This window comes from Synechococcus sp. UW106, from assembly GCF_900474015.1.
Lineage (GTDB): Bacteria > Cyanobacteriota > Cyanobacteriia > PCC-6307 > Cyanobiaceae > Parasynechococcus.
Genome location: NZ_UCNV01000012.1, coordinates 22,451 through 46,865, shown reverse-complemented (window position 1 = coordinate 46,865; position 24,415 = coordinate 22,451). Strand labels below are relative to the sequence as shown.

At 60.5% G+C, this 24,415-nt stretch carries 24 protein-coding genes and 1 pseudogene; 22 read left to right on the top strand and 3 right to left on the bottom strand.

The genetic code is table 11. The features are described 5' to 3' along the window. The first annotated feature begins 12 nt into the window (after positions 1-12). The 5 genes and pseudogenes from DXY30_RS12560 to rsmD form a co-directional block, all read left to right on the top strand. Complete coding sequence (locus tag DXY30_RS12560; protein WP_115095249.1) at positions 13-582, top strand: CAAD domain-containing protein; 570 nt, start codon at positions 13-15, stop codon at positions 580-582. Positions 583-630: 48 nt separating this feature from the next. After that, positions 631-1,794: a GuaB3 family IMP dehydrogenase-related protein gene (locus tag DXY30_RS12555; RefSeq protein ID WP_115095248.1), complete on the top strand. Its 1,164-nt coding sequence runs from the start codon at positions 631-633 to the stop codon at positions 1,792-1,794. A 182-nt stretch (positions 1,795-1,976) separates the two neighbouring features. Then, positions 1,977-2,300 carry a thioredoxin gene (gene trxA, locus DXY30_RS12550; protein WP_006851354.1) on the top strand — a complete coding sequence of 108 codons (324 nt, stop codon included), beginning with the start codon at positions 1,977-1,979 and terminating at the stop codon, positions 2,298-2,300. A 26-nt stretch (positions 2,301-2,326) separates the two neighbouring features. Beyond that, positions 2,327-2,974 (top strand): imidazole glycerol phosphate synthase subunit HisH, encoded by a 648-nt coding sequence (gene hisH / locus DXY30_RS12545; protein WP_115095247.1) that lies wholly within the window; start codon positions 2,327-2,329, stop codon positions 2,972-2,974. Then, positions 2,971-3,504 (top strand): annotated as a pseudogene (rsmD, locus tag DXY30_RS12540) (16S rRNA (guanine(966)-N(2))-methyltransferase RsmD); the annotation flags it as partial. The gene hisH and the pseudogene rsmD, both read left to right, overlap by 4 nt. 16 nt (positions 3,505-3,520) lie before the next feature. Here the strand turns inward: rsmD and petG are convergent. Continuing rightward, positions 3,521-3,637: a cytochrome b6-f complex subunit V gene (gene petG / locus DXY30_RS14490; protein ID WP_071823076.1), complete on the bottom strand. Its 117-nt coding sequence runs from the start codon at positions 3,635-3,637 to the stop codon at positions 3,521-3,523. Positions 3,638-3,693: 56 nt separating this feature from the next. On the opposite strand from petG, the gene DXY30_RS12530 reads away from it, so the two are divergent. The 13 genes from DXY30_RS12530 (at position 3,694) to DXY30_RS12470 (ending at position 14,773) form a co-directional block, all read left to right on the top strand. After that, positions 3,694-4,098 carry a cytochrome c gene (locus DXY30_RS12530; RefSeq protein WP_170951260.1) on the top strand — a complete coding sequence of 135 codons (405 nt, stop codon included), beginning with the start codon at positions 3,694-3,696 and terminating at the stop codon, positions 4,096-4,098. Between the two features lie 9 nt (positions 4,099-4,107). After that, positions 4,108-4,854, top strand: coding sequence for an RNA methyltransferase (locus DXY30_RS12525; protein ID WP_115095245.1), 747 nt, complete (start codon positions 4,108-4,110; stop codon positions 4,852-4,854). 28 nt (positions 4,855-4,882) lie between these two features. Then, complete coding sequence (locus DXY30_RS12520; RefSeq protein WP_170951259.1) at positions 4,883-6,031, top strand: serine hydrolase; 1,149 nt, start codon at positions 4,883-4,885, stop codon at positions 6,029-6,031. Further along, a complete protein-coding gene (locus DXY30_RS12515; RefSeq protein WP_115095243.1) occupies positions 6,028-7,380 on the top strand; it encodes a DUF3370 domain-containing protein in 1,353 nt (450 codons plus the stop codon). The genes DXY30_RS12520 and DXY30_RS12515 overlap by 4 nt, the downstream gene beginning before the upstream one ends. Positions 7,381-7,400: 20 nt before the next feature. Then, positions 7,401-8,489 carry a magnesium chelatase ATPase subunit I gene (gene bchI, locus DXY30_RS12510; protein ID WP_115095349.1) on the top strand — a complete coding sequence of 363 codons (1,089 nt, stop codon included), beginning with the start codon at positions 7,401-7,403 and terminating at the stop codon, positions 8,487-8,489. Positions 8,490-8,507: 18 nt separating this feature from the next. Continuing rightward, the gene (gene ruvC / locus DXY30_RS12505) at positions 8,508-8,972 is read left to right on the top strand and encodes a crossover junction endodeoxyribonuclease RuvC (RefSeq protein WP_115095242.1); all 465 of its coding nucleotides are present in this window, start codon (positions 8,508-8,510) and stop codon (positions 8,970-8,972) included. Further along, entirely contained in the window at positions 8,969-9,517 is a 549-nt protein-coding gene (locus DXY30_RS12500; RefSeq protein ID WP_115095241.1) for a 5-formyltetrahydrofolate cyclo-ligase, read from the top strand. Before ruvC ends, DXY30_RS12500 begins: the two co-directional genes overlap by 4 nt. 11 nt (positions 9,518-9,528) lie before the next feature. Next, on the top strand, positions 9,529-9,972 hold the full coding sequence (locus DXY30_RS12495) for a hypothetical protein (RefSeq protein ID WP_115095240.1): 444 nt from the start codon (positions 9,529-9,531) through the stop codon (positions 9,970-9,972). A gap of 7 nt (positions 9,973-9,979) precedes the next feature. Then, positions 9,980-10,402 (top strand): SufE family protein, encoded by a 423-nt coding sequence (locus tag DXY30_RS12490; RefSeq protein ID WP_115095239.1) that lies wholly within the window; start codon positions 9,980-9,982, stop codon positions 10,400-10,402. 57 nt (positions 10,403-10,459) lie between these two features. Continuing rightward, entirely contained in the window at positions 10,460-11,767 is a 1,308-nt protein-coding gene (locus DXY30_RS12485) for a homoserine dehydrogenase (protein WP_115095238.1), read from the top strand. 101 nt (positions 11,768-11,868) lie between these two features. After that, positions 11,869-12,105, top strand: a complete 237-nt coding sequence (locus tag DXY30_RS12480) for a hypothetical protein (RefSeq protein ID WP_115025397.1) — start codon at positions 11,869-11,871, stop codon at positions 12,103-12,105. Positions 12,106-12,221: 116 nt separating this feature from the next. Next, positions 12,222-13,754, top strand: coding sequence for an ABC transporter substrate-binding protein (locus DXY30_RS12475; protein ID WP_115095237.1), 1,533 nt, complete (start codon positions 12,222-12,224; stop codon positions 13,752-13,754). Further along, complete coding sequence (locus tag DXY30_RS12470; protein WP_115025325.1) at positions 13,754-14,773, top strand: ABC transporter permease; 1,020 nt, start codon at positions 13,754-13,756, stop codon at positions 14,771-14,773. The genes DXY30_RS12475 and DXY30_RS12470 overlap by 1 nt, the downstream gene beginning before the upstream one ends. Here DXY30_RS12470 and DXY30_RS12465 read toward each other — a convergent pair. Then, positions 14,767-16,413: an alpha/beta hydrolase gene (locus tag DXY30_RS12465; protein WP_244281408.1), complete on the bottom strand. Its 1,647-nt coding sequence runs from the start codon at positions 16,411-16,413 to the stop codon at positions 14,767-14,769. The genes DXY30_RS12470 and DXY30_RS12465 overlap by 7 nt on opposite strands. A gap of 5 nt (positions 16,414-16,418) precedes the next feature. Here DXY30_RS12465 and DXY30_RS12460 point away from each other — a divergent pair, with 5 nt between their 5' ends. Further along, a complete protein-coding gene (locus tag DXY30_RS12460) occupies positions 16,419-17,690 on the top strand; it encodes an MFS transporter (RefSeq protein ID WP_256359560.1) in 1,272 nt (423 codons plus the stop codon). 435 nt (positions 17,691-18,125) lie between these two features. Then, positions 18,126-18,929: a hypothetical protein gene (locus DXY30_RS12455; RefSeq protein WP_137006868.1), complete on the top strand. Its 804-nt coding sequence runs from the start codon at positions 18,126-18,128 to the stop codon at positions 18,927-18,929. Between the two features lie 164 nt (positions 18,930-19,093). Here the strand turns inward: DXY30_RS12455 and ychF are convergent, their stop codons facing one another. Next, the gene (ychF, locus tag DXY30_RS12450; RefSeq protein ID WP_115095234.1) at positions 19,094-20,185 is read right to left on the bottom strand and encodes a redox-regulated ATPase YchF; all 1,092 of its coding nucleotides are present in this window, start codon (positions 20,183-20,185) and stop codon (positions 19,094-19,096) included. Between the two features lie 51 nt (positions 20,186-20,236). Here ychF and DXY30_RS12445 point away from each other — a divergent pair, with 51 nt between their 5' ends. Both DXY30_RS12445 and polA read left to right on the top strand, forming a co-directional pair. After that, entirely contained in the window at positions 20,237-21,403 is a 1,167-nt protein-coding gene (locus DXY30_RS12445) for an efflux RND transporter periplasmic adaptor subunit (protein WP_115095233.1), read from the top strand. Between the two features lie 23 nt (positions 21,404-21,426). Continuing rightward, a complete protein-coding gene (polA, locus tag DXY30_RS12440) occupies positions 21,427-24,384 on the top strand; it encodes a DNA polymerase I (protein ID WP_115095232.1) in 2,958 nt (985 codons plus the stop codon). Positions 24,385-24,415 lie beyond the last annotated feature (31 nt).

The window sequence follows — 24,415 nt, the reverse complement described above, 5'->3', positions numbered from 1 at the left end:
TGCACTGACGTGATGGGTCCTGTAGACGAGCCTCGCCCTGAAGCCGAAACCCCAGGCAGCGACCCCACGCCAACTCCTACTCCCGTCAATAGTCCGGAGCCAGCACCAACACCTGAGCCCACACCAGCACCGACGCCAGCACCAACACCTGAACCCACGCCAGCACCGGCACCAACCCCCGCGCCTACGCCGGACCCTGTGATCGCGTCCACGGTCTCCATCCCTGCGCAGGACGCTTCAGATCAGGACGGCTCAGATCAAGACGGAGGTGAATGGGAGCTGCTGGTGGGCAAGGCCAAGGCCTGGGTAGAGCAGAACGATCTTGCTCAGCTCTGGACCAAAGCCCAGTTGCCGCTGCGGGTGATTGGAGGGTTGATTGCCTTCGCCCTGGTGGCGAAGGTGTACTCCGGTGTGCTCAACACCATTGACAGCCTTCCTCTCGCTCCAGGCCTTCTTGAGCTCGCCGGCCTGATCTGGTTGATGAATTTTGCTCTTCGCAACTTGATCAGGAACAGCGACCGGGACAAATTCATCACGGCCACCCGGTCAGCCTGGAGCCGTATCACGGGCAGCTCGAGCTGAAGCGATCATCCCGATTGGTAGCTTGATCAGACTTTATTAAGTCGCGCGGTGGACATTCAGCTCGGACGCTCAAAGACCGTTCGCCGGGCCTACGGAATCGATGAAATCGCTCTGGTGCCTGGGGGTCGCACGGTTGACCCCGAGGTGACTAATACCTGTTGGAAACTCGGGGGCATCGAGCGGGAGATCCCCATCATCGCCAGCGCCATGGACGGCGTGGTGGATGTGGAAATGGCCGTCCGTCTGTCCCAGCTCGGCTCCCTTGGCGTTCTCAATCTGGAGGGGGTGCAAACCCGATATGAGGACCCCAACCAGGTTCTGGATCGCATCGCAGCCGTCGGGAAGGACGAATTCGTCCCACTGATGCAGGAGATCTACAGCCAACCGGTTCAAGAAGTACTGATCCGCAAACGCATCCAAGACATCAAGGCCCAAGGAGGCATTGCCGCCGTGAGCGGAACCCCGGTAGCTGCTCTGCGTTTCGGCAAGGCCATCGCCGAAGCAGGAGCCGATCTCTTCTTTGTGCAGGCCACCGTGGTTTCGACGGATCACATCGGTCCTGAAGGCCAGGAGACCCTTGATCTCAAAGCCCTCTGTCGCGACATGGGCGTCCCCGTGGTGATCGGCAACTGCGTCACCTATGACGTAGCCCTGCAACTGATGCGTGCTGGTGCTGCGGGCGTGATGGTGGGAATCGGACCGGGTGCCGCCTGCACCTCCCGCGGCGTTCTCGGTGTCGGGATTCCACAGGCCACAGCGGTTTCAGACTGCGCGGCCGCCAGGGCCGACTACGAAAAGGAGAGCGGTCGCTATGTCCCGATCGTTGCTGACGGTGGCATCGTGACCGGTGGTGACATCTGCAAATGCATCGCCTGCGGGGCCGACGCGGTGATGATTGGATCGCCCATTGCCCGTGCGGACGAAGCCCCCGGCCGGGGCTTCCACTGGGGGATGGCAACGCCAAGCCCGGTGCTGCCTCGCGGCACCCGCATCAATGTTGGGAGCACAGGAAGCATCGAACGCATTCTCCGCGGCCCTGCCAAGTTGGACGACGGAACCCACAACTTGTTGGGGTGTCTCAAAACATCCATGGGAACCCTTGGCGCCCGGACCATCAAAGAAATGCAGCAGGTCGAGGTGGTCGTTGCGCCGTCATTGCTGACGGAAGGGAAGGTTTACCAAAAGGCCCAGCACCTCGGGATGGGCAAATAGAGCAGAGCTAGGCTGAGGAGTGTGCGGGCTTAGGCCCACACACTCCTCACACCCCCTAGCCCGGCGCGATCGGGCTTTTACTATTGATGGAGAGTGACTGTCACAAGTTCCCTTCTTGACAGGGAAGGGCCGTGTTTTCGCTCAAAACGGTTGCTAAATTCACCCTAAATCTTCCTGCTCATATGTCTAGCGCCGCTGCCGTTACCGATGCTTCCTTCGAGCAGGACGTACTCCAGAGCGACGTTCCGGTTCTTGTCGACTTCTGGGCGCCCTGGTGCGGACCCTGCCGGATGGTGGCTCCGATCGTCGAGGAGATTGCCAAAGAATTTGACGGACAGATCAAAGTCTTCAAGCTCAACACTGACGAAAATCCCAACGTCGCCAGCCAGTACGGAATCCGCAGCATTCCAACCTTGATGGTGTTTAAGGGCGGTCAGAAGGTCGACACGGTTGTGGGCGCTGTTCCCAAGGCAACCCTGTCGGGCACAATCTCCAAATACCTCTGAATCTGTCTCCAGATCGGAGAGGTCGATTGAGTCTGAACCTTGGGTTGATCGATTACGGCATGGGCAATCTCCACTCAGTGGAGAAGTGCTTAGAGCGTCTGGGTGAAAGCTGCAGCTTGATCAATCACGCTGACCAGCTCGATGGCATTGATGCTCTGATCCTGCCGGGGGTAGGAGCTTTTGATCCCGCCATGGCCAACCTCAGGGCCACGGGGCTGGTGCCCCACTTGCTGCGTTGGGGTCATGACAATCGCCCCTTGCTTGGCATCTGTCTCGGCCTGCAGCTGCTGTTCGAACACAGCGACGAAGGAAGCGAACCCGGCCTTGGCCTCCTTGCCGGACGGGTAAAACGTCTCCCCAGTGGCAGCGGCGAACGGATCCCCCACATGGGCTGGGCCCCGTTACGGCATCACGGCAATTGCCCACTGCTCAACAGCGACAGCGATGTCCCCTCTGAATGGGTGTATTTCGTCCATAGCTACGCCGCAGTTCCCACCGATCGGAATGACTTGAAAGCCACGGCCGCCTTCGGCGATCAGGAGGTCACTGCTGTTGTCTGGAAAGGCCGGTTGGGAGCCTGTCAGTTCCATCCGGAGAAGTCGTCTGATGCCGGAGAAGAAATGCTGCGACGCTGGTTGACCTGGCTGCAGCGCGGGGCCGAGCCCATCCGATGAGCGGTGGCGGGCAACTTCGGCTCAGCGGCGGTCGACGTCTGCAAAGCCCTGGAGGACGCGCCACAAGACCCACCACCTCCCGAGTCCGTGAGGCGGTGATGAATATCCTCGCGCCGCACTTGCAAGATTGCCGCTGGCTGGATCTATGCAGCGGCAGTGGGGTGATGGGCTGCGAGGCGCTGCAACGGGGTGCACGCTGCGTGGTAGCCGTCGATCAAGACCCAAAGTGCATCCGCATCACTCGCGCCAACCTCAGCACGGTTGCAGCTGATTGTTCACCGACGCCCGAAGTGCTCACAGAACGTCGGGAACTGATCGGATGGCTGCGCAGAGGCTGGAGCCAAGACCCCTTCGACATCGTCTACTTCGACCCTCCCTACGACCAAGGCCTCTATGAACCGGGCCTTGATGCGCTCGCCCAAGGGGATTGGCTTCACCAATACTCTCTAGTGGTTTGCGAACACAGATCAAACCTGAATCCCGTACCGGGCTCAGGCTGGTCTGTTCTTGATCAGCGCCGCTACGGCATCAGCGGCGTGCTGCTGCTCAGCCCCCCAGAGCGCTGCCACCGCGGCGGTACTGGTTCCAAGCTGCCACAAACAGACCCATCAGGGTGACGGGAATCAAACCAAGAACGATGCCGCAGAGCAGAGGTTCGATCATCGTGTCGCGTCAACAATCAGAATTGAGCAGAATTCTCTCATTGGAACTCAAGCTCTGTGGTCCAGCCGTCACGAATTGCGGCCGAATCAGCTGATGCTGATTCGGCCGATCGAGGCCGCGGCCTGATCGCCGCTCTTGTGGTCTCGGCCGCGACCGCTTGCGTCGTACTGGTGCTCTGGGTTCTTGGGAGTGCCCAGCGAGATCCCTACATCAAGGCCAGCCTTGAACTGCAGGGTGCAGTTGACCACGGCGGCCAGCTGTTCCGCATCAATTGCGCGGGCTGTCACGGTCTTGCCGGCCAAGGACTGGTCGGACCTTCTCTGCAGGGCGTCAGCAACAACGTGAAGGACCCAGCCTTGGTTCACCAGATCATCAGCGGCGAAACACCACCCATGCCGAGTTTTGAGATGGAACCGCAATCGATGGCGGACCTACTGGCCTACCTGCACACACTCAGCTGAGCCGATGCCTTGAATGCCGTCGTTGTGTTGGTCGAGCCTGCCGGCCCTCTGAACATTGGAAGCGTGGCCAGGCTCTGCGCCAATTTCGGTGTGAGCGAACTGCGGCTCGTGGCCCCCCGCTGTGACCATCTCTGCAAGCAGGCCGTGCAAATGGCTGTTCACGGGCAATCGCTGCTTGACGCCGCAGCCGTGTTTCCTGACTTGCTCACAGCCATCAACGACTGCCGACGCGCCGTAGGCAGTTGCGGACGTCTGGACCACGGCGAGATTCCTCTACAAGATCCTGAACAGGCCCTTGGATGGCTGTTGGCCAGCGATGGCAGCGCATCCAGGGCAAAGGCGCCCGTGGCCCTCGTGTTCGGGAGGGAGGACCGCGGCCTTAGCAACAGTGAGTTGAGGCTCTGCCAGAAAGTTCTGTGTTTACAGAGCGGTGAGGCCTATCCCTCCCTGAATCTGTCCCATGCCGTGGCTGTGGTTCTGCATGAGTTAGCCCGTCTCAACAGTGCCGAAACAGAAGCTCGCAGCATCGCCCCCCCATCACCTGACCCGGCAGCCGCAAAAGCGCTGTCAGCGTTGCTGGATGATGCAACAGACCTCCTGCTGGAGGCTGGTTTTCTGTTGGAGCACACCGCCTCAGCGCGCATGGCCAAAGTGCAGGATCTGCTGCAACGCGCGACGGCGCGCGCCGAGGAAGTGGCTCTCCTGCGGGGCATGGTGCGCCAACTGCGCTGGGCCATCCGCACCGAGCGCCCCTAATCTCTGCCGCATAGTCACGGCTGAAAGGTTGACCAACGGTCGTTCTTCACGTCGCTCCGCAGGCTGGGGAGGGCCGGCTTGGCTCATACTGCGTCTTGTCTTGATGGGAGTCGGCCTGGGACTGCTCACAGGCACGGGCCTCCGGCTCCTGGCACCGCGCGTGCAGCAGCAGGAGATTCCACTGCCCAGCTGGCTGGCCGATCAAGCGGTGATCACAACGCTGCTCGGTGAAGCCGTTGAGCCCCAAACCACTGAGGAGGCCTCTAAGGACGAGAAGCTTGCGCCGATAGCAGCGAACGTCCTCAAGCAGGCACGATTTGCCCCAAAGCAGGAAATCAAGGACTTATCCCAGCGCTGGGTGGAACTGGCCAACCAACAGACCGATCTGCAGGCAAGCGCCTACATGCTCATCCTGGACGACGGTCGCTTTGCAGCCATGCAGGCGGAGCGCCCCATGCCAGCCGCCAGTTCAATCAAGACACCGATCCTTCTGGCAGTGCTGGAACTGCTGGACCAAGGAACGCTTCAGTGGAACGAGCCCCTCACGCTGAGCCAAGAGCTGGTGGGTGGAGGCGCCGGATGGATGGCCTCCCGTCCGCTGGGCAGCCGCTTTCCCACCTATGAGGTCGCCACAGAAATGATCCGGGTCAGCGACAACTCCGCCACCAATCTGATGATTGCCAGGGCGGGGGGAATGGAGCAGATCAATGCCCGCTTTCAGGCGCTGGACCTCCCAGCAACCGTTGTGAACAACTGGCTGCCGGATCTCGATGGAACCAACACCACAAGTGCACGGGATCTAAGCCGTGCCATCGCTTTGGTGGATAGCGGCGAGGTACTGGGTCCCCGAAGCCGGGATCTATTTCGCGAGGTGATGGGGACCTCAGTAACCAACACCCTTCTACCCACGGGCTTGATGCGCGGCCTGGGGGGTGCTCAGGGTGCACCCGACGACAGCCTGGCCCGCAAGGGATACCGCGTCTACAACAAAACCGGTGACATCGGACTTGCCTACGCCGATGCCGGTCTGATCGAACTGCCGGACGGCAGACGCGCTGTGGCGGGATTTCTGGTGAAAGGCCCCTTCAACGACCCCAGATCCACGGAACTGATTCGTCAGCTATCCGCTGCCATGGCACCGCATCTGAAACCCAACCCTGCCCCTCCAAAACCATGAAGCTCGCCGCTCTGTTCTCCGCCGCTTGGGTGAGTATTGCGGCGATGCCCGTCTCTGCAGAGGTGATTGAGCGTCAGCAAAGCGTTCGCCCCTTACCGGGAGCCCTCGACAGCGTGTTGATGGTGAACGACAACAACCCCGAGCTCATTCAGAACGACGGCATCCTGATTTCAACATTTCCAGATGGGGATGCAGCGTCCGTTCCCGTTGTGCTGAACGGCCGCTTTGACCTGTTCAGCCACCACGTCTATGCCGGTGATGCGGAAGGCAGTCCAAAGTCGACTCTATGGCTGGCGGTTCTGGCGGCTCCCCTGGGAGACGCTCCGGTGACCCTGCAGCTGCTCTCGGGAAGCACCTCACTATCTCAAGCGACGGAACCAGGCCAAACCCAAGCTCCCTTCCTCCCTTTGCCGAGCCTGATGCAGGAGACCACCGAGGTTGTGGCCGCTGGACCTGGCAGCCGCGTCGCCGGAGATCTGTTGGCAAGTCGAAGCGCACCGGAAGTCTCCAGGCGTCGCTGGACTCTTCCTCCAGGCTCACCCACACGGCTGATGCTGTTGCCCATTCCAGTGGCAGGTCTCGACCCACTGCTGAATGGTCGCAATGTGCAACTGCGGTTCCACAGCTCCGCCCCCGTGGCGATAGCCACCCTGGCTGCCCATGGAAACGATGGACAGGCTCCGAACGATCAGCACTGGCTTCAGCTGCTGAAAAGCCGACGCTTGAGCAGCAAGGAGCATCAACCAACCCCACGGGGCAGGAAAGGCAAGATCATTTATTCACGGGTGAGCGGTGTTCAGATCGGAAGCAGCTGGCGGGCGCGCTTAACCGACCCAGGGAGCACTGTTCTGGCCGCACCTAAGGCACCCATTTCATGGCCGATCAGCAGTTTGGAACGCGGAACCCTCGCCACCAACCAGGTTCAAACCGCTGAGCTCGAGAGGTTTTATCCCGGAACAGCCTGGGCTGCCCATGGGAACTACGGGGTGGAATACGACCTCACCCTGCCCCTGAAGAACACCAGTTCAGCCCCTGTGAAGCTGCAACTGTCTCTGGATTCACCCCTCAAAGGCAACAGCCAAACCTCCTTCCTGCGCTTCCGCGATGACCTCAACGGACCGGTCATGTTCCGGGGGCCCATCCAGACCATGGGTCTAGAGGATCCAGAGGGTGTTCCCCAGGGACGCCAAACGCAGCATCTTGTGTTGCGCCAGGGTCAGCAGGGATCGTCCCTGGGACAGGTGATGCTCAAACCAGGGGAAGGCAAGCAAGTGCGCGTTCGCTTGATCTATCCCGCTGATGCCACACCGCCGCAGGTCCTCACTGTGCAGCCTGTGAAACAATCCTGAGCACGCCAACAGATTTGCTCGTGACTGCACCCCGGAAGCGCAGGGTCTTCCCCTTCACTGCAGTGATCGGTCAGGAGGAGATGAAGCTGGCCCTGCTTCTCAACGTGATCGACCCACGCATCGGTGGCGTAATGATCATGGGGGACCGCGGAACCGGTAAATCCACCACGATCCGAGCTTTAGCGGATCTGCTGCCCGACATCGAGGTGGTGGCTGGTGACCCCTACAACAGTTCGTCCACCGATCCCGACCTCCAGAGCAGTGAGGTGAGCGAGCGAATGCAACAGGGGGAAACCCTGAGCACCGAGCCGCGGCAGGTGCCAATGGTGGACCTCCCTCTGGGTGCGACGGAAGACCGTCTTTGCGGCACCATCGACATCGAAAAAGCCCTGAGCGAAGGTGTTCGCGCCTTTGAGCCTGGTTTGCTGGCCAAGGCCAACCGTGGCCTCCTCTACGTGGATGAGGTGAACCTGCTCGACGATCACCTTGTCGACGTGCTGCTCGATTCGGCCGCCTCCGGCTGGAACACCGTGGAACGTGAAGGGGTGTCCGTACGCCACCCCGCTCGTTTTGTCTTGATCGGCTCGGGTAACCCGGAGGAAGGCGAGCTACGTCCCCAACTGCTCGATCGCTTCGGGATGAGCGTTGAGGTGCGCACCGTGCGCGATCCAGAGCTGCGGGTTCAGGTGGTGGACCAACGCACCGCCTTTGACAGTGATCCCGATGGCTTCAGCACAGCTGTGGAGGGAAATCAGAATGCCCTTCAGCAACGCGTGGTGGAAGCCCAGCAGCGCCTGGACCAGGTAACCATCGACGACGATCTGCGCCTGCGCATTTCCGCCGTCTGCGGTGAGCTGGATGTGGATGGCCTGCGGGGTGACATCGTCACCAACCGAGCCGCCCGGGCCCTGGCCGCCTTCGAGGGGCGCACCGAAGTCAGTGAAGAAGATGTCGCCCGCGTCGCCTCCTGCTGCCTGCGGCACCGTCTACGTAAAGACCCCCTCGAACAGGTGGATTCCGGCGACCGTGTGGTCAAAGTGTTCTGCAAGGTGTTTGAACGAAGTGAGAGCAGCGATCGCGCTGATTTCGAACTGGCCCTCGCCGCCTGATCCCACCACAATCAGCCCATGCGCATCCTCGGCATCGATCCGGGCCTGGCCCGGGTGGGCTACGGGGTGATCGACATCGGCGACGGATACCAGCGCATGCTCGACTGCGGCATCATCCAGACCGACCCGGGTCGCTCGGATGGTGACCGAATGGTTGAAATCGCTGGTGACCTACGCCAACTAATCCGGATCTGGCGACCGGATCTGGCCGCCGTGGAGAAGTTTTTCTTCTACCGATCGAGCAACACCATCAACGTGGTTCAGGCACGCGGAGTCGTGGTCATGACGCTGGCTCGCTTCAAGATCCCGATGGTGGAATTCCCTCCCATGCAGATCAAACTCGCCGTGTCGGGTTTTGGGCATGCCGAGAAAGACGAAGTCCTGGAGGCGGTGATGAGGGAGTTGAATCTGAATGAACCACCAAGGCCGGATGATGCGGCCGATGCCTTGGCGGTCGCTCTGACAGCGTGGCTACAGCGATGAGCGCAAAGCAGATGCTGCGCCATCACTTCAGAGAGCAGCGCCAATTGGGAGAGGTTGCCACCCGCGCCATCCAGGAAGCGGTGGTGAACCTGGTCGGCAGGTCAATCTGTGGCAACGGATATGTGGGGATCTACTGGCCCCTACCGGGTGAGGCGGATTTACGTCCGTTGCGTGATGTTCTCCATCCGCCGCTGGCCTTGCCGGTTGCCGATGGCGAAGGAGGACTCATCTATCGAAGCTGGACCCAAGAACCTCTTCAACCGGATGGCTGCGGCATTCCTGCGCCCGCCGAGGGAGAGGCTCTTCGGCCCGATCAATTGGCGCTGCTGCTGGTGCCGGCGCTAGCGATTGACCGCGATGGAATCCGCCTGGGCTACGGCGGTGGTTACTACGACCGTCTCAGGGCGGATCCCGCCTGGGCCACCACACCAGCCTGGGTGGTGCTGCCCTCGGCCTGCATGGCGACCGAGCTGCTGCCCCGAGATCCCTGGGATCTTCCTTTTACAGGATGGATCACGGAGCAGGGTGCTGGTCGGCCGACCTGACTCACCGCATCATGGGCTCCATTGATCGCCCTTCCATGCTGCGTCTGCTGACTCCACTGGTCCTACTCAGCGCGGTTCTTCAAGGCACGGTTCTAGCTCCCGCCAAAGCCCATCAGATCGAAAGCGCTCTGAACTATCTCGATGGTGATCTGCAACTGAGCAGCAACTTTTCCAACGGGGAACCCACCCAAGGAGCCGTTGTGCGATTGCTCAATGCCGATGGCACCCCGGGGCAAGAACTGGGCCGCACCGATGCAGACGGACGCCTCAGCCTCGATCTCAGCACGGTGGTCAACGGCACCGTCGATCTTCAGGTGGACGGTGGTCCGGGCCACCGCGACTACCTGGAGCTCCCGGTTCACGATGGCGCCGTGAATCTGAACGAGGTGGTCGTGTTCCCCTTCAGCCTGGTGTTGGTGGGGCTGCTGGTTAGCGTGCGACGTCGAAACGACTGAGCCCGCCATGGCCACTAGCACTGGCAGTGATGCCCTCGACCGGATGGTGGAGCGATTGGGCGGCACTGCCGATCCCAAACGCCGCTACGAATACGTGCTCTGGCTGGCAAAAAAGCTTGCTCCTCTGCCGGCAGAAGAGCAAACCGAAGAGATCAAAGTGAAAGGGTGTGTGTCTCAGGTTTTTGTACGGGGCGCCCTGGATGACGGGGTGATGCGCTGGCGGGGAGACTCCGATGCTCTGATCACCAAGGGGCTTCTGGCCTTGTTGATCCAGGGTCTGGATGGGCTGACCCCGGCCGAGGTTCAGGCGGTGGACCCAGCCTTTATTGCTGCAACAGGCTTACAAGCGAGCCTGACGCCTTCGCGCGCCAATGGCTTCCTCAACATCCTTCTGGCCATGCAGGAACAGGCCAGGCAGTTGGAGAACTGAGGCGAAATCACGCCAATACATAGAGTCGCTCAAAATCGTTGCAACACGGATCAGGGAATGGCAGCAAAGGTCGGCGTGGGTCTCCTGGGGCTGGGCACGGTTGGCGGTGGAGTGGCTTCGATCCTCCAGAGTCCAGGAGAACGCCACCCGCTGGTCAATGAACTTGAGCTGATCCGGGTTGCCGTCCGCGATCTGAGCCGGCCCCGCCCCGTGGTCTTGGACGAGAGCCTGCTCACCACCGATCCATCGGCGGTGATTCAGGACCCGGCGGTGGACGTTGTGGTGGAGGTTATCGGTGGCCTGGAACCAGCCCGCAGCCTGATCCTTCAGTCAATCGCAGCAGGCAAATCCGTGGTGACCGCCAACAAGGCCGTGATCGCACGCCACGGCCAGGAAATCGCTGAAGCCGCTGCAGCCGCCGGGGTGTACGTGCTGATCGAAGCCGCCGTCGGCGGGGGGATTCCCATCATTGAGCCGCTGAAGCAGTCCCTTGGTGGTAACCGCATCAACCGCGTCAGCGGCATCATCAATGGCACAACCAACTACATCCTCACCCGGATGGCTGAGGAGGGAGCCGCCTACGACGCGGTGCTCAAGGATGCCCAAGACCTCGGGTATGCCGAAGCCGACCCGGCAGCGGATGTGGATGGCCTCGATGCAGCCGACAAGATCGCGATCCTGGCCACCCTTGCGTTCGGCGGCAGTGTGGAGCGCGCCGCGGTTCCCACCGAAGGAATCAGTGGCCTTCAGGGTGTGGATGTGGATTACGCCAACCAGCTGGGCTATGGCGTGAAGCTGCTGGCTGTGGCTGAGCGCATGGCGGCAAGTGGCGATCCGCTGCCGCTCTCTCTGCGCGTGCAGCCGACACTCGTTCCTAAGGACCACCCTCTAGCGGGCGTCAACGGTGTGAACAACGCCATCCTTGTGGAAGGTGATCCAATCGGCCGGGTGATGTTCTACGGCCCTGGAGCGGGGGCCGGCCCGACGGCTTCCGCGGTGGTTGCCGACATTCTCAACATCGCCGGAATTCGCCAGGCCAGCGACGGCCCCGGCAAGGTAGACCCCCTACTGGCTGCGGGGAGCTGGCGGCCCTGCGCCCTAGTCGAGTCAGGCGACATTCGCCAACGCCATTACGTGCGTTTTAAGACAAAAGATGCACCGGGAGTCATCGGCAATGTCGGCGGCTGCTTCGGCCAACGCAAAGTCTCCATCCAGTCGATCGTGCAATTCAATGCGAGTGACGCCGGAGCCGAGATCGTTGTGATCACCCATGAAGTGAGTCAACGCCAGATGGATGAGGCTCTCGAAGCGATCCAGGCCCTCCCTGAGGTTTTAGGCCTGGCCGCTCACCTCGGCTGCCTCTAGGGAGACCAACAGAACTGGCGGATGGGTCCGGGCATACGCCAGAATGTCAAGAACTTTCACAGCACAGGTCCGGATCCACGGATTTGTGCACGAAACGGTTCATGCAGAACCTCATCTGTTCGGTCCCGGGTCAAGGCTGCTCTCTGCAGGAGGGGATCAACCCGATGACTGTGCATCAAGGGGATTGCGTCAACCTGGACAGTGATGACAACACGTATCAGGTCATCGGCGTCGATGGCGATCACGATCGGTGCTGGGTGCGCCGCTGGCCTCTTCAAAGAAGCGAGGGTTCACCGGTGTTCGAAATCTCCATGGAGCGGATTCGCCAGGTCGGCTAACTCGCTGTTGAATAGGCCGACCAGTTGATGCCCGAGGCCCTTTGAAGCGCACCGATCGCCCCACGACACGGACGTGCGGTTGGGTGCTCATAGGGCTCGTTCTGGCCCTCGCTCAGATGGGGTGTCAAGCACCACCCCCGACCACCCGCATCACGGTGGCATCAGCAGGACGAATCAGTTCTCTAGATCCAGCTCAGGCCAGCACCCTCAGTGCCACGCAACTGATCAGCGCCCTGGGGGATCCGCTTTACCGCCTCAAGCGTGATGGATCCCTGGAGCCACGCCTTGCGGCATCGGCTCCAGTCCTGAGTGATGGCGGTCGCACCGTCACGATTCCACTGCGCACCGATGTGCGCTTCCACGATGGAACGCCGTTTAACGCCGCAGCCATGGCCTTCAGCCTGCGGCGCTTCCTCAACATTGGAACCCTCAGCTACGTGGTGGGCGATCGCATCGCATCGGTGGAGGAAGCGGACGCTCATACCTTGCGTCTACACCTCAGTCGCCCATCCACTTCACTGCGTGGGTTACTGACGTCCATCAACCTCACCCCCATTTCACCGAAGGCCTACAGCAGTCACCAGGACCGGTTTCTACACGATCGCTTTGTTGGAACAGGCCCCTACAAGCTGACCCGCTTCAGCGAACATCAGCAAAGGCTGGAACCCTTTGCCCAGTACTGGGGTGAGGCACCACGAAACAACGGGCTGGATCTGATCACGCTGAGCAACTCCACGGCGCTGTATGGGGCTCTGCGCAGTGGCGAGGTGGATCTGCTGCTCTCCGCCTCCATCGACGAAGACCAACGCCATACCCTGCATCAACAGGCCATCGCGGGAGACCTGCACGAGTCTGTTGGCCCGGCGATGGAGATCGGCTACATCACCTTGCTTAGCAATCAGGATCCATTCCAGGACCCCAACCTGAGACGTGCCCTGGCCGTCAGTCTCAACCGAACTGAGATCAGTGAGCGGGTGAGCTACGGCCTCCGCCGTCCGCTGCGGGCGCTCGTGCCCCCCAGTCTTCCAGGCGGAGCCCTGGCCTCATGGCCGAAACACAACCCCAACCAGGCCCGCGAACTGCTCCGGGCTGCTGGCTACTGCAACGGCCGCCCCCTGCGCTTTCCGCTCACCTTCCGCTCCAATGTGCCCGCCGACAAACTGCTAGCCCTCACCTGGCAGGCCCAGGTGCAACGTGACCTCCCCGACTGCCTGGTGTTGGAGCTTGATGGAGTTGAGTCCACAACCATCTACCGCCAACTGGGGGAGGGTGCCTTCAAAGCCGTGATGCTGGATTGGCGTGGCAGCTACCCCGACCCTGAGGCGTATCTGACGCCGCTATTGAGCTGCACATCGGTGAGGGGCGACCACTGTGTCGATGGTGAAGCAGCGATCAGCGGCAGCTTCTGGAGTGCACCGGGTCTGCAGACCACTCTTCTAGAAACCGACACGCTGGTTGGCGAAGCACGTCGGAACGCCCTGGATCGCGTGGAACATCTCTCGGCCAACGGTGCCGCTTACATCCCCGTCTGGCTGGATTCACCTCGAGCCTGGGCCCAACTGAACCTCAGCCCTCCAAAATTTGATGGCAGTGGTCAGTTGATGCTCGCTGAACTGGAGCGCCGATTCGAAGGAACGACAAACAACTAATGGGACGTGCCCGAGACCTAGCCCGCTACAGCGCCACCCGCCTCGCTCTGGCGCCTCTGATGTTGTGGCTGATCGCCAGCCTGGTGTTCCTGCTGCTGCGCGTCGCCCCTGGGGATCCGGTGGATGCGGTCCTCGGCAGCCGGGCACCAGCTGCCGCCAAAGCTGCCATGCGGGCTCGGCTGGGACTGGATCAGTCGTTGCTGGATCAGTACCTCACCTATCTCAACGGTTTACTCCATGGAGACCTGGGACAGGCCCTGATCAACCAGGAGCCAGTGCGGACGATCATCGGCAAAACTTTGCCCGCCAGCCTGGAGCTGAGCGTCATCGCACTGGTGATGGCCGCTGTGGTCGGGCTGAGCGTTGGCTTCAGCGGCATCGCCAGACCGGAAGGAACCCTTGATCTTGGCGGCCGCCTTTACGGACTGGGCACCTATGCACTGCCGCCCTTTTGGGTCGCCATGCTGGTGCAATTGGTGTTCGCCGTCAGCTTGGGGTGGCTGCCGGTGGGCGGGAGATTCCCACCCAGTCTTCTTCCCCCTGATGGAAGCGGCTTTTTCCTTCTTGACAGCGCGCTGCAGAGCAACTGGGCAGCCTTCCGGGGCACCGTGCGTCACTTGATCCTGCCCGCAGGAACCCTGGCACTGCTTCTCAGCGGAACCTTCACAACAGCATTGCGTCTGAACCTGCGACGCACCCTGCGCGGCGACTACGTGGAAGCGGCGCGCAGCCGTGGCCTGAGTGAGCGTCAGGTCATCCTGCGCCACGGGCTCCCAAATGCCTTGCTACCAGTGCTCACCATCGCGGGCATCACCGTGGCTTCACTGATCGGTGGAGCCCTGCTGATTGAAGTCACCTTTTCCTGGCCAGGCATCGCCCTACGCCTGCAGGAAGCCATTAACCAAAGGGACTACCCCGTCGTTCAAGGGATCGTGGTGGTGATCGCCGCCTTGGTGGTGCTGGTGAGTGTTGCCGTTGACTTGCTGGTGGCTGCCCTCGATCCGCGCGTGCGTTACTGACCGATCAGGTCCAAAGCCCGCCGACGCTCCAAGCGATGCCAACGCGTCATTGACGTGGAATCCTTGAGGTGAAGAGAGTCCTGGCGGGATGGCCCGGCGCTGAGGGAATTGAGGAAGCCGATGACTTCAAAGGCAATCACCCGTTGCACTCTGAGGGGATTGACCCCCACCAGCTCCTCACCTAGGCGAAAGACATCGTCTGCTTGCGAGGCCGACTCCTGGCCATCCACACGAATCGGCGAAAAGTGACTGGCCCCCTCAACAACAACAACTCTGCTGGCGGGATGCTGCGACAGTCCGACCATGAGAGCCACCTGCTCATCCAAAGCAGGGGTAATCAGATCGAGAGTGCCACCGACCAGAAGCACGGGAAGTGACAACGCCTGGCTGGAGCTGTGGGGCCAGATCAAACCACCAAAGCTGTTGAGCCCCACCACCGCCCGAGGGAGCGGAAGCATCGCATTGCCTTCAAGCACTCGCCCTGCAGCAAGTTCGCACTGGAGCAATTCCGAGAGGTTGGTGAGGGGTAAGCCAGCCAACGCCCCTTCACAGCGCTGATCCATCCCAGGCACCACTGCCGCCCCACTGGCCAGCAGCGCTGTTAAAGCTCCAAGGGAGTGCCCTATCAGCACGACCTCGTCTCCGGGGATGTTCAAGTCGCCCTGTCGTTGCGCATCCAGCACCGCCTCAAGATCAGCCAGCCGCTGCTGGAGCACCTCAGCGCCGTCAAACGACTGACGCCCCTCGAGCAAAGCCTGAACGGCAGTGGCATCACTGCCGGGATGCTCAAGCAACGCCACAGGCCAGCCCGCCTTCATCAGCGAGCGAGCGAGCCAGTAGAAGTGATTGGGATCGCCTCCAAGGCCGGGCATGATTAAGACCCAGGTCCGATCGTCACGGGGCGACTGGGGGATCCAGCGTTCCAGTTGCAATGGACGCTGACGATGGCCGACAGACAGCGTTGACGGACGGGACCCGTCTGACAAAGGGGAACGCTCACCTGGGGGGAGAGGCTGCAAACGCGCTTCTTCCAGGCCAAGCGAGTTCATCAGCCTGTGATGTCGCTTCAGTTCCAGCTTCCAGCGATTGGCGGCACCCACGAGCGCATCGAGATCCAGACGAAGCTGCTGGGTTGGCAAAGCCTCCAGCACATCCAATGTCGAAACGGTCTCCTGCTGTTCAAGCAGCAGTTCGAGCGTGGAAAGAACCAACGAACTGTTAATACGCCCTCCGTCTTCCACCCGAATCAATTCCCCCAGCGCATCCAGAAGTGGACCGGCTCCCCAGCTGCTGAGCATCTGACGCCCGAGGCTGCGCCGGGAGAGAACCGGAGCCTTCAGCAGACGAATCAGCCCTTCTTTACTTTCTGGAGCGAGAAGACGCATCCAGGTGGACAGCTCCGATCGGGAGAACTGCGATGGATCACCCTCTGGTGACCGCACAAAGGCACCGAGTTCCTCAACGGAAACAGGTAAAACCACGCCATCGATCTGGACCTCCACGTGCTCTGTGGAGCGAACAGGCCACGATCCGCCCGTGCTGAGCAGCAGACTGCCCAGCAAGCCCATCGCGATGCATCGTCCTGTTAAGCGTCCGCGCAGCAACGCCTGACCCTCTGCGGTGGTGGAACCAGTTTCCATCACCTCTGAGAAATGTCACCCGACTGAGGTTCCTGGCCTCCATCGGTGCAGGTGGAGTGATGTTTATGACACCACTGATCTTTCATGCGATCGATTTCTCTGCGCGTGAGGTTGGCAGTGGGCTGGCCGTCTCAGCCCTGATTGGAACAGTGGTGCGTCTTCTGAGCGGTGCACTGCTCGATCGAGGCATCCGTTGCTCGTGGCCAGTCAGGGGCACAACGCTGTTGGCGATTGCGGCGGATCTGATCTTGCTGCAGGCCGACAACTACAACAGCTACCTCGTTGGACAACTTCTTCTCGGTTGTGCAGCTGGTTTGTATTGGCCTGCGATCGAATTGGCCGTTCCCTTGAGTTGCGGAAGCATGCCTTCAGGCAAGGGGTACGCCCTGGTGCGCAGCGCCGATGCTCTCGGCATCGGCATCGGAACGTTGATCGGAACCGCTGCCGCAACCCTGGGCACCCTGCGGACGGTGTACAGCGTTGAGGCGGTGTGCATGGGAGCCGTCCTGGTGCTGATCAGCCTTTATCCGCTCCAAGATGGCCCGCCGTATCGCGTCCTCAGCTGTAACAGCCCAGAACCTGGAGATCAACTACCAACCTCCCGTCTGCCCTGGTTGCTTCCCCTGTTGCCGGTGCTGGTGATCAGCGTGGTGGCGACAGGAATCCTTGCCCTTCAGCAGAGTGCACTTCCCCTGGATTTAGTGCGCGGGGGGCTCTTGAGACCGGCCCTGAGCGAAAGCCATAGCAGTGCCCTCATCGCTCTGCAGCTGACCCTGCTGGTGAGCCTGCAGTGGCCGGTGGGTCGTTGGCTGGCGGAGCGCAGCGTTGCCTTCGGCCTGGGCCTGAGCCTTGCGGGATTCAGTGTTGGCTGCGGTTTAATCGCGCTTTCGTCCCTTTTTGAAAGCGGAACAGCACTCGTGCTGGCAGCTCTGCTGCCGATGGCGTTCGCCCAGGCAGCGTTCCTTCCCACCGCCACAGAAGCGGTCATTGAAGAGACTCCACCGGAACACAGGGGTTTGGCCATGGCACTGTTTTCCCAGTGCTTCGCCATCAGCGCCATCGTGGCGCCCCTCGCTGGAGGAGCCTTATTGGATCTTCAGAGCAACGGCCTCGTGCTCTGGTTGTTGATGGGAGGAGCCTGCATTGTCGTGGTGCCGACCCTTCGCAACCTGAAACCGCGGTATCGAGCGACAGCAATCAATGCTGATGCGCACCTACCTGGGAAAAAGCAACAGCGCATTGATGCCGTGGCAGGCAGTCCAGGCAATCTTCGGTAGCAAAGGCCACCGCCTCTGATCGTGCATTAGCGAGGCGAGAATGAACGCAAGCGAAGGTCGCAGGCCACCCATCGGGCAATCGAAGGATTGAGATCAGCCATGACGGAAAAAAAATCAGGCGCGGGCAGTCAGCCCCGAGGGATCCAACGGCCTCAGCTGATCGTGCATGCCGGCACACACAAAACAGCCTCGACGTACATCCAAGAACGGCTGCACCGCAATCGTGATCTCCTAAAGAGCCAAGGCGTGAGCCTGCAGGACCCAGTGGACTGCAAGCCCAAACCGAAAAAACTCGCAGCTGAGCTGTGCAAACAGAGGAGCAGACGCTGGAAGGCTTTCTTCAAGCAACAACTGAAGGGATCGCATCGCCTTCTCAGTGCGGAGCAATTCGCCGTCCCCCTCACCGATCCCGACTGCATCCGGCAACTGGAGGCGATGGCGGATGAAGCAGGCTATGAGCTTCACATTGTGATTTTCATCCGCAGCCAGCTCGACTACATCAACTCGCGATACATCTATTCACTGCGGCGGTTTTACCACCACCAAACCTTTGAGCAGTTTGTTGACGATGCCTTAAAGGGAAGGCTCAAGAACGAGAAAACCAAGCGAGGCAAAATCGAACGCCGCCAGGATGTGTTTGATTTCTGGAGCTATTTCCAGCCCTTACTCAAAGCGAGAGACAAGGGCCTAAAGGTGAGTTTTCTTCCGTTCCGCCAAGGGGACCTGGATCCTTTTGAGCAGTTCATTTTCGCGATCAACCTCTCAACGGAACTGTCATGGAAACCCTGTCCCCAGCGCCACTACAACCGCAGCCCAGGAACCAGAGGCGTTTGGCTGGCCAGGTTACTAAGCCAACTCCTTAAGGAGCGTAATATCTCCCCAAAAGTGATTGAAAATTCCTCTCAGATCATTCTCAAAGAGGAGCAACGACAGCTTTGGCGCGATCCATCTTTCTGGGGATACTCACGCAAACTGACCAAAAAAGTGACGCGACATTTCGAGAAAAATAACGCGAAATTCGCCCAAGCAGCATGGAACTGCAGCTGGGACGAAGCTTTCTCCAAATCCAACAAAGCCGAACATCGCAGACGATCTGTTTATACCCCAGGATCCATAGAAACTGAAATGCGCATGCATGCTTCTGCGCAACGATTGCTTGGCCGCATCATGCGACAACAATCCGCTAAAAAATCTTCACCCCCGAAACGATTGATCGATCTAATCCTTCCGAACCGCTAAACAATTCCGAAGATGCTTTTACCATCAAGAAGCTATTCTTATGATCAACAAATTGCCAGCACATTAAAATCGCAAAACATATTGCCATCAAAGCCTTGAAATTAATCCAATTTCACGCACATATTTTCTGCTCTGACATTCATGAAATCCAAATCAGATCTTGATTAGACGTTGAACAAGAATTCCATTACATCACCTTCGTCCACCACATACTCCTTTCCTTCACTACGCAGCCAACCCTTGTTGCGTGCTTCTGCCAGTGATCCAGCTTCCAAGAGCTTCTCCCAACCGATCGTCTGAGCTCGGATGAAGCCTCGCTCAAAGTCGGTGTGGATGACCCCAGCGGTTTGCGGTGCGGTCATCCCAGCCTTGAACGTCCAGGCCCGGGTTTCCTTTTCACCGGTGGTGAAGTAGGTGCGCAAACCCAGCAAGCGATAGGTGGCGCGGATCAGACTTTGCAGACCCCCTTCAGTCACCCCCAAACCTTCGAGGTAATCGGCGCGCTCGTCGTCACCCAGTTCGACCAGCTCAGCTTCCACCTGGGCTGAAATCCGCACCGTTTCGGCTCCTTCTTTGGCCGCTAGCTCATTCACCTCGGTGCAGAAGGCATTGCCATCGGCAAGATCCTCCTCGCTCACATTGGTGGCGTAGATAATTGGTTTGGCCGTTAACAGCCCCAAGGGCTTGATCAAGGCAGCCTCCTCATCTGCCAGCTCGACACTGCGTGCCGCGCCACCGTTCTCAAGCACAGCCTGAATCCGCCCCAACGAAGCATCCTCCAGCTGTGCCTCTTTGCTGGTGCGCATCTGTTTCTTCAGTCGCTCCCGTCGCTTCTCGATCTGGGCAAGGTCAGACAGCCCCAGCTCCAGGTTGATCACCTCCGCATCTCTGGAAGGTCCCACAGACCCCGAGACGTGAATGACGTCATCGTCCTCGAAACAACGGATCACGTGAACGATCGCATCCACCTCACGAATATTGGCCAGAAACTTGTTGCCCAGACCTTCGCCCTGACTGGCACCTTTCACCAATCCAGCAATATCCACGAACTCCATTCGGGTCGGGATGGTGTTCTGACTCTTGCTGAGTTCGGTCAGCCGATCCAGCCGCTCATCGGGGACTGCCACGCTGCCCACATTGGGCTCGATCGTGCAGAACGGAAAATTGGCAGCCTGCGCTTGGGCGTTGGCCACTAATGCGTTGAACAAGGTGGACTTGCCCACATTGGGCAATCCAACAATTCCGGCTTTGAGCATCGGCGGAATCTACCGGCCAACGGCGAGACTGTTGTGAAGTTTTGTGGGCCCATGCTGCAGTCCTTGCGCTCCCCTGCGTCCCAATCTCCTGAGGCAGAGCTTGCGTCGGTCACGCAAGCGCGATCCAGGCGACCCCAAGCAGCGATCGTTGGGCTGCTGGTGCTGGCCCTCTGCGGTGGGGGGGTCCTGCTGCGGTTCGGTCCCTGGAGCAACCGTCAGCGGGACTTGACGCCGTTCACCACCACCGCTGAGCGGGGCGTTCTCTCAGGGGTCATTACCGCCAGCGGCGAACTGCAGGCCCAGCGGAAGGTGAACGTGAGTCCGCGCAAGCAGGGGGTGCTCGATGAACTGCTGGTGGATGAAGGCGATGCTGTGGAAGAAGGCCAGGTGCTGGCGGTGATGGATCAAGCGGATCTCGAGGATCGATTGCAAGAGAGGCAAGCTCTGCTGCGCCAGGCGGAAGCCAACTTCCAGACCAAAAAAGAGGATTTCGACCGTCGAAGCCAGCTGTATGCCAGTGGCGTCATCAGCGCTGACGACTTCAGCGACGTGCGCTTCGAGATGCTGGCCCGCCAGGCGGGCCTGACTGCAGCTCGAGAACGTCTAGAGCAATTGGAACAGGAGAGCCGTGAGCAGAGAATCCGCGCGCCCTTCGCCGGCACCATCACCGCGCGCTACACCGAACCTGGATCGTTTGTAACCCCCACCACCGCCGCCTCGGCAACCGCAGGTGCCACCAGCGCGTCGATTGTTGAGCTGTCGCAGGGATTGGAAGTCAGCGCCCGCGTTCCGGAAAGCGATATCGGACGCATCGTGACTGGCCAGAACGCCGAGATCCGCGTTGACGCCTTCCCCGATGAACGCTTCTCCGCACGGGTGAGTGAAATTGCCCCCCGCGCTGAGAAAGAAGACAACGTCACCTCCTTCGAAGTGAAGCTGAACTTCGTGAATCCGCCCAAAAAACTGCTGATCGGCATGACTGCCGACATCAACTTTCAAACAGGGCGCAGTGCACCGAAACTCCTGGTGCCCACCGTGGCAATCGTGACGGAGCAGGGCAAACCGGGCGTTTTGCTGGTGGATGACAACCAGAAACCACGTTTCCAGCCGGTGGAACTGGGCAACAGCAGCGGCGACCAGACTGCGATCCTGAACGGTCTTGAGTCAGGAACCCGCGTGTTCATCGATCTGCCTCCATGGGCTGATCGCCGCGATTAATCCACCAACTTTTCAACACCGTCATGCCTGAGGCCACCGCCAAGCCCCTTCTGCTGCTTGTGGATGGCCACTCCCTGGCATTCCGCAGCTTTTACGCCTTCAGCAAGGGGGGTGAGGGTGGCCTAGCGACCAAAGACGGCAGGCCGACCAGCGTGACCTATGGCTTTCTCAAAGCCCTTTTAGACAACAGCAAATCCCTGAAGCCTGAAGGCGTCGCGATCGCCTTCGATACGGCCGAGCCCACCTTTCGCCACAAGGCAGACGCCAACTACAAGGCCCATCGGGATGTGGCACCTGAGGTGTTCTTCCAGGACCTTGAGCAGTTGCAGCAGATCCTGGAAACGCACCTGCAGCTCCCCCTCTGCATCGCACCGGGCTTCGAAGCTGACGATGTTCTGGGAACCCTGGCAAACCGAGCAGCCGACACGGGCTGGGGCGTTCGGATCCTGTCTGGGGACCGCGACCTGTTTCAGCTGGTGGATGACAGCCGCGACATCGCGGTGCTGTACATGGGCGGAGGCCCCTACGCCAAAAGCAGTGGCCCAATGCTGATTCGTGAAGAGGGGGTGCTCGGCAAGCTCGGCGTGATGCCCGACAAGGTGGTGGATCTCAAGGCCCTGACCGGTGACAGCTCCGACAACATCCCCGGCGTGCGCGGTGTGGGCCCGAAAACGGCGATCAACCTGCTCAAGGAGAACAGCGATCTCGACGCGGTCTACGCCACCCTCGAGCAAGTGGAAGCGGAGGGGCCGAAAGCCAGTCGGGGAGCCATCAAGGGAGCACTCAAGGGAAAACTGCGCTCAGACCATGACAACGCCTATCTCTCGCGCAAGCTGGCCGAGATTCTTGTGGATGTTCCCCTCCCCAAGGAACCAAGCTTGCCGTTGTCTTCGGTGGATGCCGACGGCCTGAGGAGTTGCCTGGAAGACCTCGAGCTCAACAGCCTGCTGCGCCAGGTGGGGAGCTTTGTGGCGGCCTTTTCAGAAGGTGGTTACAGGGCCAACGCGGAGGCCGCTGCTGCCAAGACCACCCGCCCAGCCCCCTCAGAACAGCCGAGTGCCGATGCCGCGGCCGAACAGGCGACAGACGAGGAGGTGGGGCTGCCCGCCCTGAAACCCCAGCTGATCCAAACCGAAACAGCCCTGGATGCACTTGTGCAGAGGCTGATGGCCTGCACCGACAGCACCCAGCCTGTCGCCCTCGACACGGAGACCACCGACCTCAACCCCTTTCGGGCTGAGCTGGTGGGCATCGGCATTTGCTGGGACGAGGCCCTGGACGCGCTGGCCTACATCCCGCTGGGGCACAAGGGCACCGAAGACAGCAGCCCTGAGCAGCTGGCGCTGGAAACCGTGCTCACCGCCCTCGCTCCTTGGCTGGCCAGCAACACCCACCCCAAAACCCTTCAAAACGCCAAATACGACCGCTTGATCCTGCTGCGACACGGCGTTGCCCTGGAGGGTGTTGTGATCGACACGCTGCTGGCGGATTACTTACGGGATGCAGCAGCCAAACATGGCCTGGAGCTGATGGCGGAGCGGGAATTTGGCTTCCAGCCCACCTCCTTCACGGATCTGGTGGGCAAAAAACAAACCTTCGCCGATGTCCCTCTGGAGCCCGCCAGCCTGTACTGCGGCATGGACGTTCACGTCACCCGCCGTCTGGCACTGCTGCTTCACAGTCAGCTGGAGGGAATGGGTCCCCAGCTGCTGCCGCTGCTCGAACAGGTGGAGCAGCCCCTGGAACCGGTGCTGGCCCTCATGGAGTCCACCGGAATCCGGATCGATGTGCCCTACCTCCAGGGCCTCTCGGAGGAAATGGGAACCACCCTGCAGCGGTTGGAATCCGAAGCCAAAGAAGCCGCCGGCGTTGAGTTCAACCTGGCCTCACCCAAGCAGCTGGGGGAACTGCTGTTCGACACCCTGGGGCTGGATCGCAAGAAATCCCGCCGAACCAAGACCGGCTTCAGCACCGATGCCACCGTCCTGGAGAAACTCGGCAATGACCACCCCGTGGTGCCGCTGGTGCTGGAGCACCGGGTGCTCAGCAAGCTCAAGAGCACGTACATCGATGCCCTGCCCCAATTGGTGGAGGCGGAAACAGGGCGTGTCCACACCGATTTCAACCAGGCGGTGACGGCGACGGGCCGGCTGAGCAGCAGCAACCCCAACCTGCAGAACATCCCAGTCCGCACCGAGTACAGCCGGCGCATCCGCAAGGCCTTCCTGCCTCAGGAAGGTTGGACCCTGCTCAGTGCTGACTACTCCCAGATCGAGCTACGCATTCTCACGCACCTCTCGGACGAAGAGGTGCTGCAGGAGGCCTACCGCAACGGCGATGACGTGCACGAGCTGACCGCCAGGCTGCTGTTGGATAAAGACGAGGTCAGCCCGGATGAACGCCGCCTCGGCAAGACCATTAACTTCGGCGTGATCTATGGCATGGGGGCCCAGCGCTTCGCGCGGGAAACCGGCGTCAACCAGAGCGAAGCCAAGGATTTCCTGGCCAAATACAAGCAGCGCTACCCGAAGGTGTTCGCCTTCCTGGAGCTGCAGGAACGTCTTGCCCTGAGCCGCGGCTACGTGGAAACCATCCTTGGCCGCCGGCGCCCGTTCCATTTTGACCGCAATGGTTTGGGCAGACTGCTGGGCAAGGATCCCTTGGAGATCGATCTGGATGTAGCCCGCCGCGGAGGCATGGAGGCGCAGCAACTCCGGGCCGCGGCCAATGCTCCGATTCAGGGATCGAGTGCCGACATCATCAAAGTGGCGATGGTGCAGCTGCAAGCAGCCCTGCAGCGTCAGGGGCTGCCGGCCCAACTGCTGCTGCAGGTGCACGACGAACTGGTGCTCGAAGTCGCACCGGATGCCTTGAAGGCCCTCCGAGAGCTGGTGGTGAAGACCATGGAACAGGCCGTCGAGCTGACTGTGCCCTTGGTGGTGGAGACCGGCGTCGGCGCGAACTGGATGGAAGCGAAATAAACGCAACCGAACAGGCCGTAGCCTCAGCCGC

Bases quoted from the DNA above. Each gene is read 5' to 3' on its own strand.
- DXY30_RS12560 (WP_115095249.1), top strand. From the start codon at position 13: ATGGGTCCTGTAGACGAGCCTCGCCCTGAAGCCGAAACCCCAGGCAGC.
- trxA (WP_006851354.1), top strand. From the start codon at position 1,977: ATGTCTAGCGCCGCTGCCGTTACCGATGCTTCCTTCGAGCAGGACGTA.
- petG (WP_071823076.1), bottom strand. From the start codon at position 3,637: ATGATCGAACCTCTGCTCTGCGGCATCGTTCTTGGTTTGATTCCCGTC.
- DXY30_RS12515 (WP_115095243.1), top strand. From the start codon at position 6,028: ATGAAGCTCGCCGCTCTGTTCTCCGCCGCTTGGGTGAGTATTGCGGCG.
- ruvC (WP_115095242.1), top strand. From the start codon at position 8,508: ATGCGCATCCTCGGCATCGATCCGGGCCTGGCCCGGGTGGGCTACGGG.
- DXY30_RS12500 (WP_115095241.1), top strand. From the start codon at position 8,969: ATGAGCGCAAAGCAGATGCTGCGCCATCACTTCAGAGAGCAGCGCCAA.
- DXY30_RS12495 (WP_115095240.1), top strand. From the start codon at position 9,529: ATGGGCTCCATTGATCGCCCTTCCATGCTGCGTCTGCTGACTCCACTG.
- DXY30_RS12490 (WP_115095239.1), top strand. From the start codon at position 9,980: ATGGCCACTAGCACTGGCAGTGATGCCCTCGACCGGATGGTGGAGCGA.
- DXY30_RS12485 (WP_115095238.1), top strand. From the start codon at position 10,460: ATGGCAGCAAAGGTCGGCGTGGGTCTCCTGGGGCTGGGCACGGTTGGC.
- DXY30_RS12480 (WP_115025397.1), top strand. From the start codon at position 11,869: ATGCAGAACCTCATCTGTTCGGTCCCGGGTCAAGGCTGCTCTCTGCAG.
- DXY30_RS12475 (WP_115095237.1), top strand. From the start codon at position 12,222: ATGGGGTGTCAAGCACCACCCCCGACCACCCGCATCACGGTGGCATCA.
- DXY30_RS12470 (WP_115025325.1), top strand. From the start codon at position 13,754: ATGGGACGTGCCCGAGACCTAGCCCGCTACAGCGCCACCCGCCTCGCT.
- DXY30_RS12465 (WP_244281408.1), bottom strand. From the start codon at position 16,413: ATGGAAACTGGTTCCACCACCGCAGAGGGTCAGGCGTTGCTGCGCGGA.
- DXY30_RS12455 (WP_137006868.1), top strand. From the start codon at position 18,126: ATGGCGGATGAAGCAGGCTATGAGCTTCACATTGTGATTTTCATCCGC.
- ychF (WP_115095234.1), bottom strand. From the start codon at position 20,185: ATGCTCAAAGCCGGAATTGTTGGATTGCCCAATGTGGGCAAGTCCACC.
- DXY30_RS12445 (WP_115095233.1), top strand. From the start codon at position 20,237: ATGCTGCAGTCCTTGCGCTCCCCTGCGTCCCAATCTCCTGAGGCAGAG.
- polA (WP_115095232.1), top strand. From the start codon at position 21,427: ATGCCTGAGGCCACCGCCAAGCCCCTTCTGCTGCTTGTGGATGGCCAC.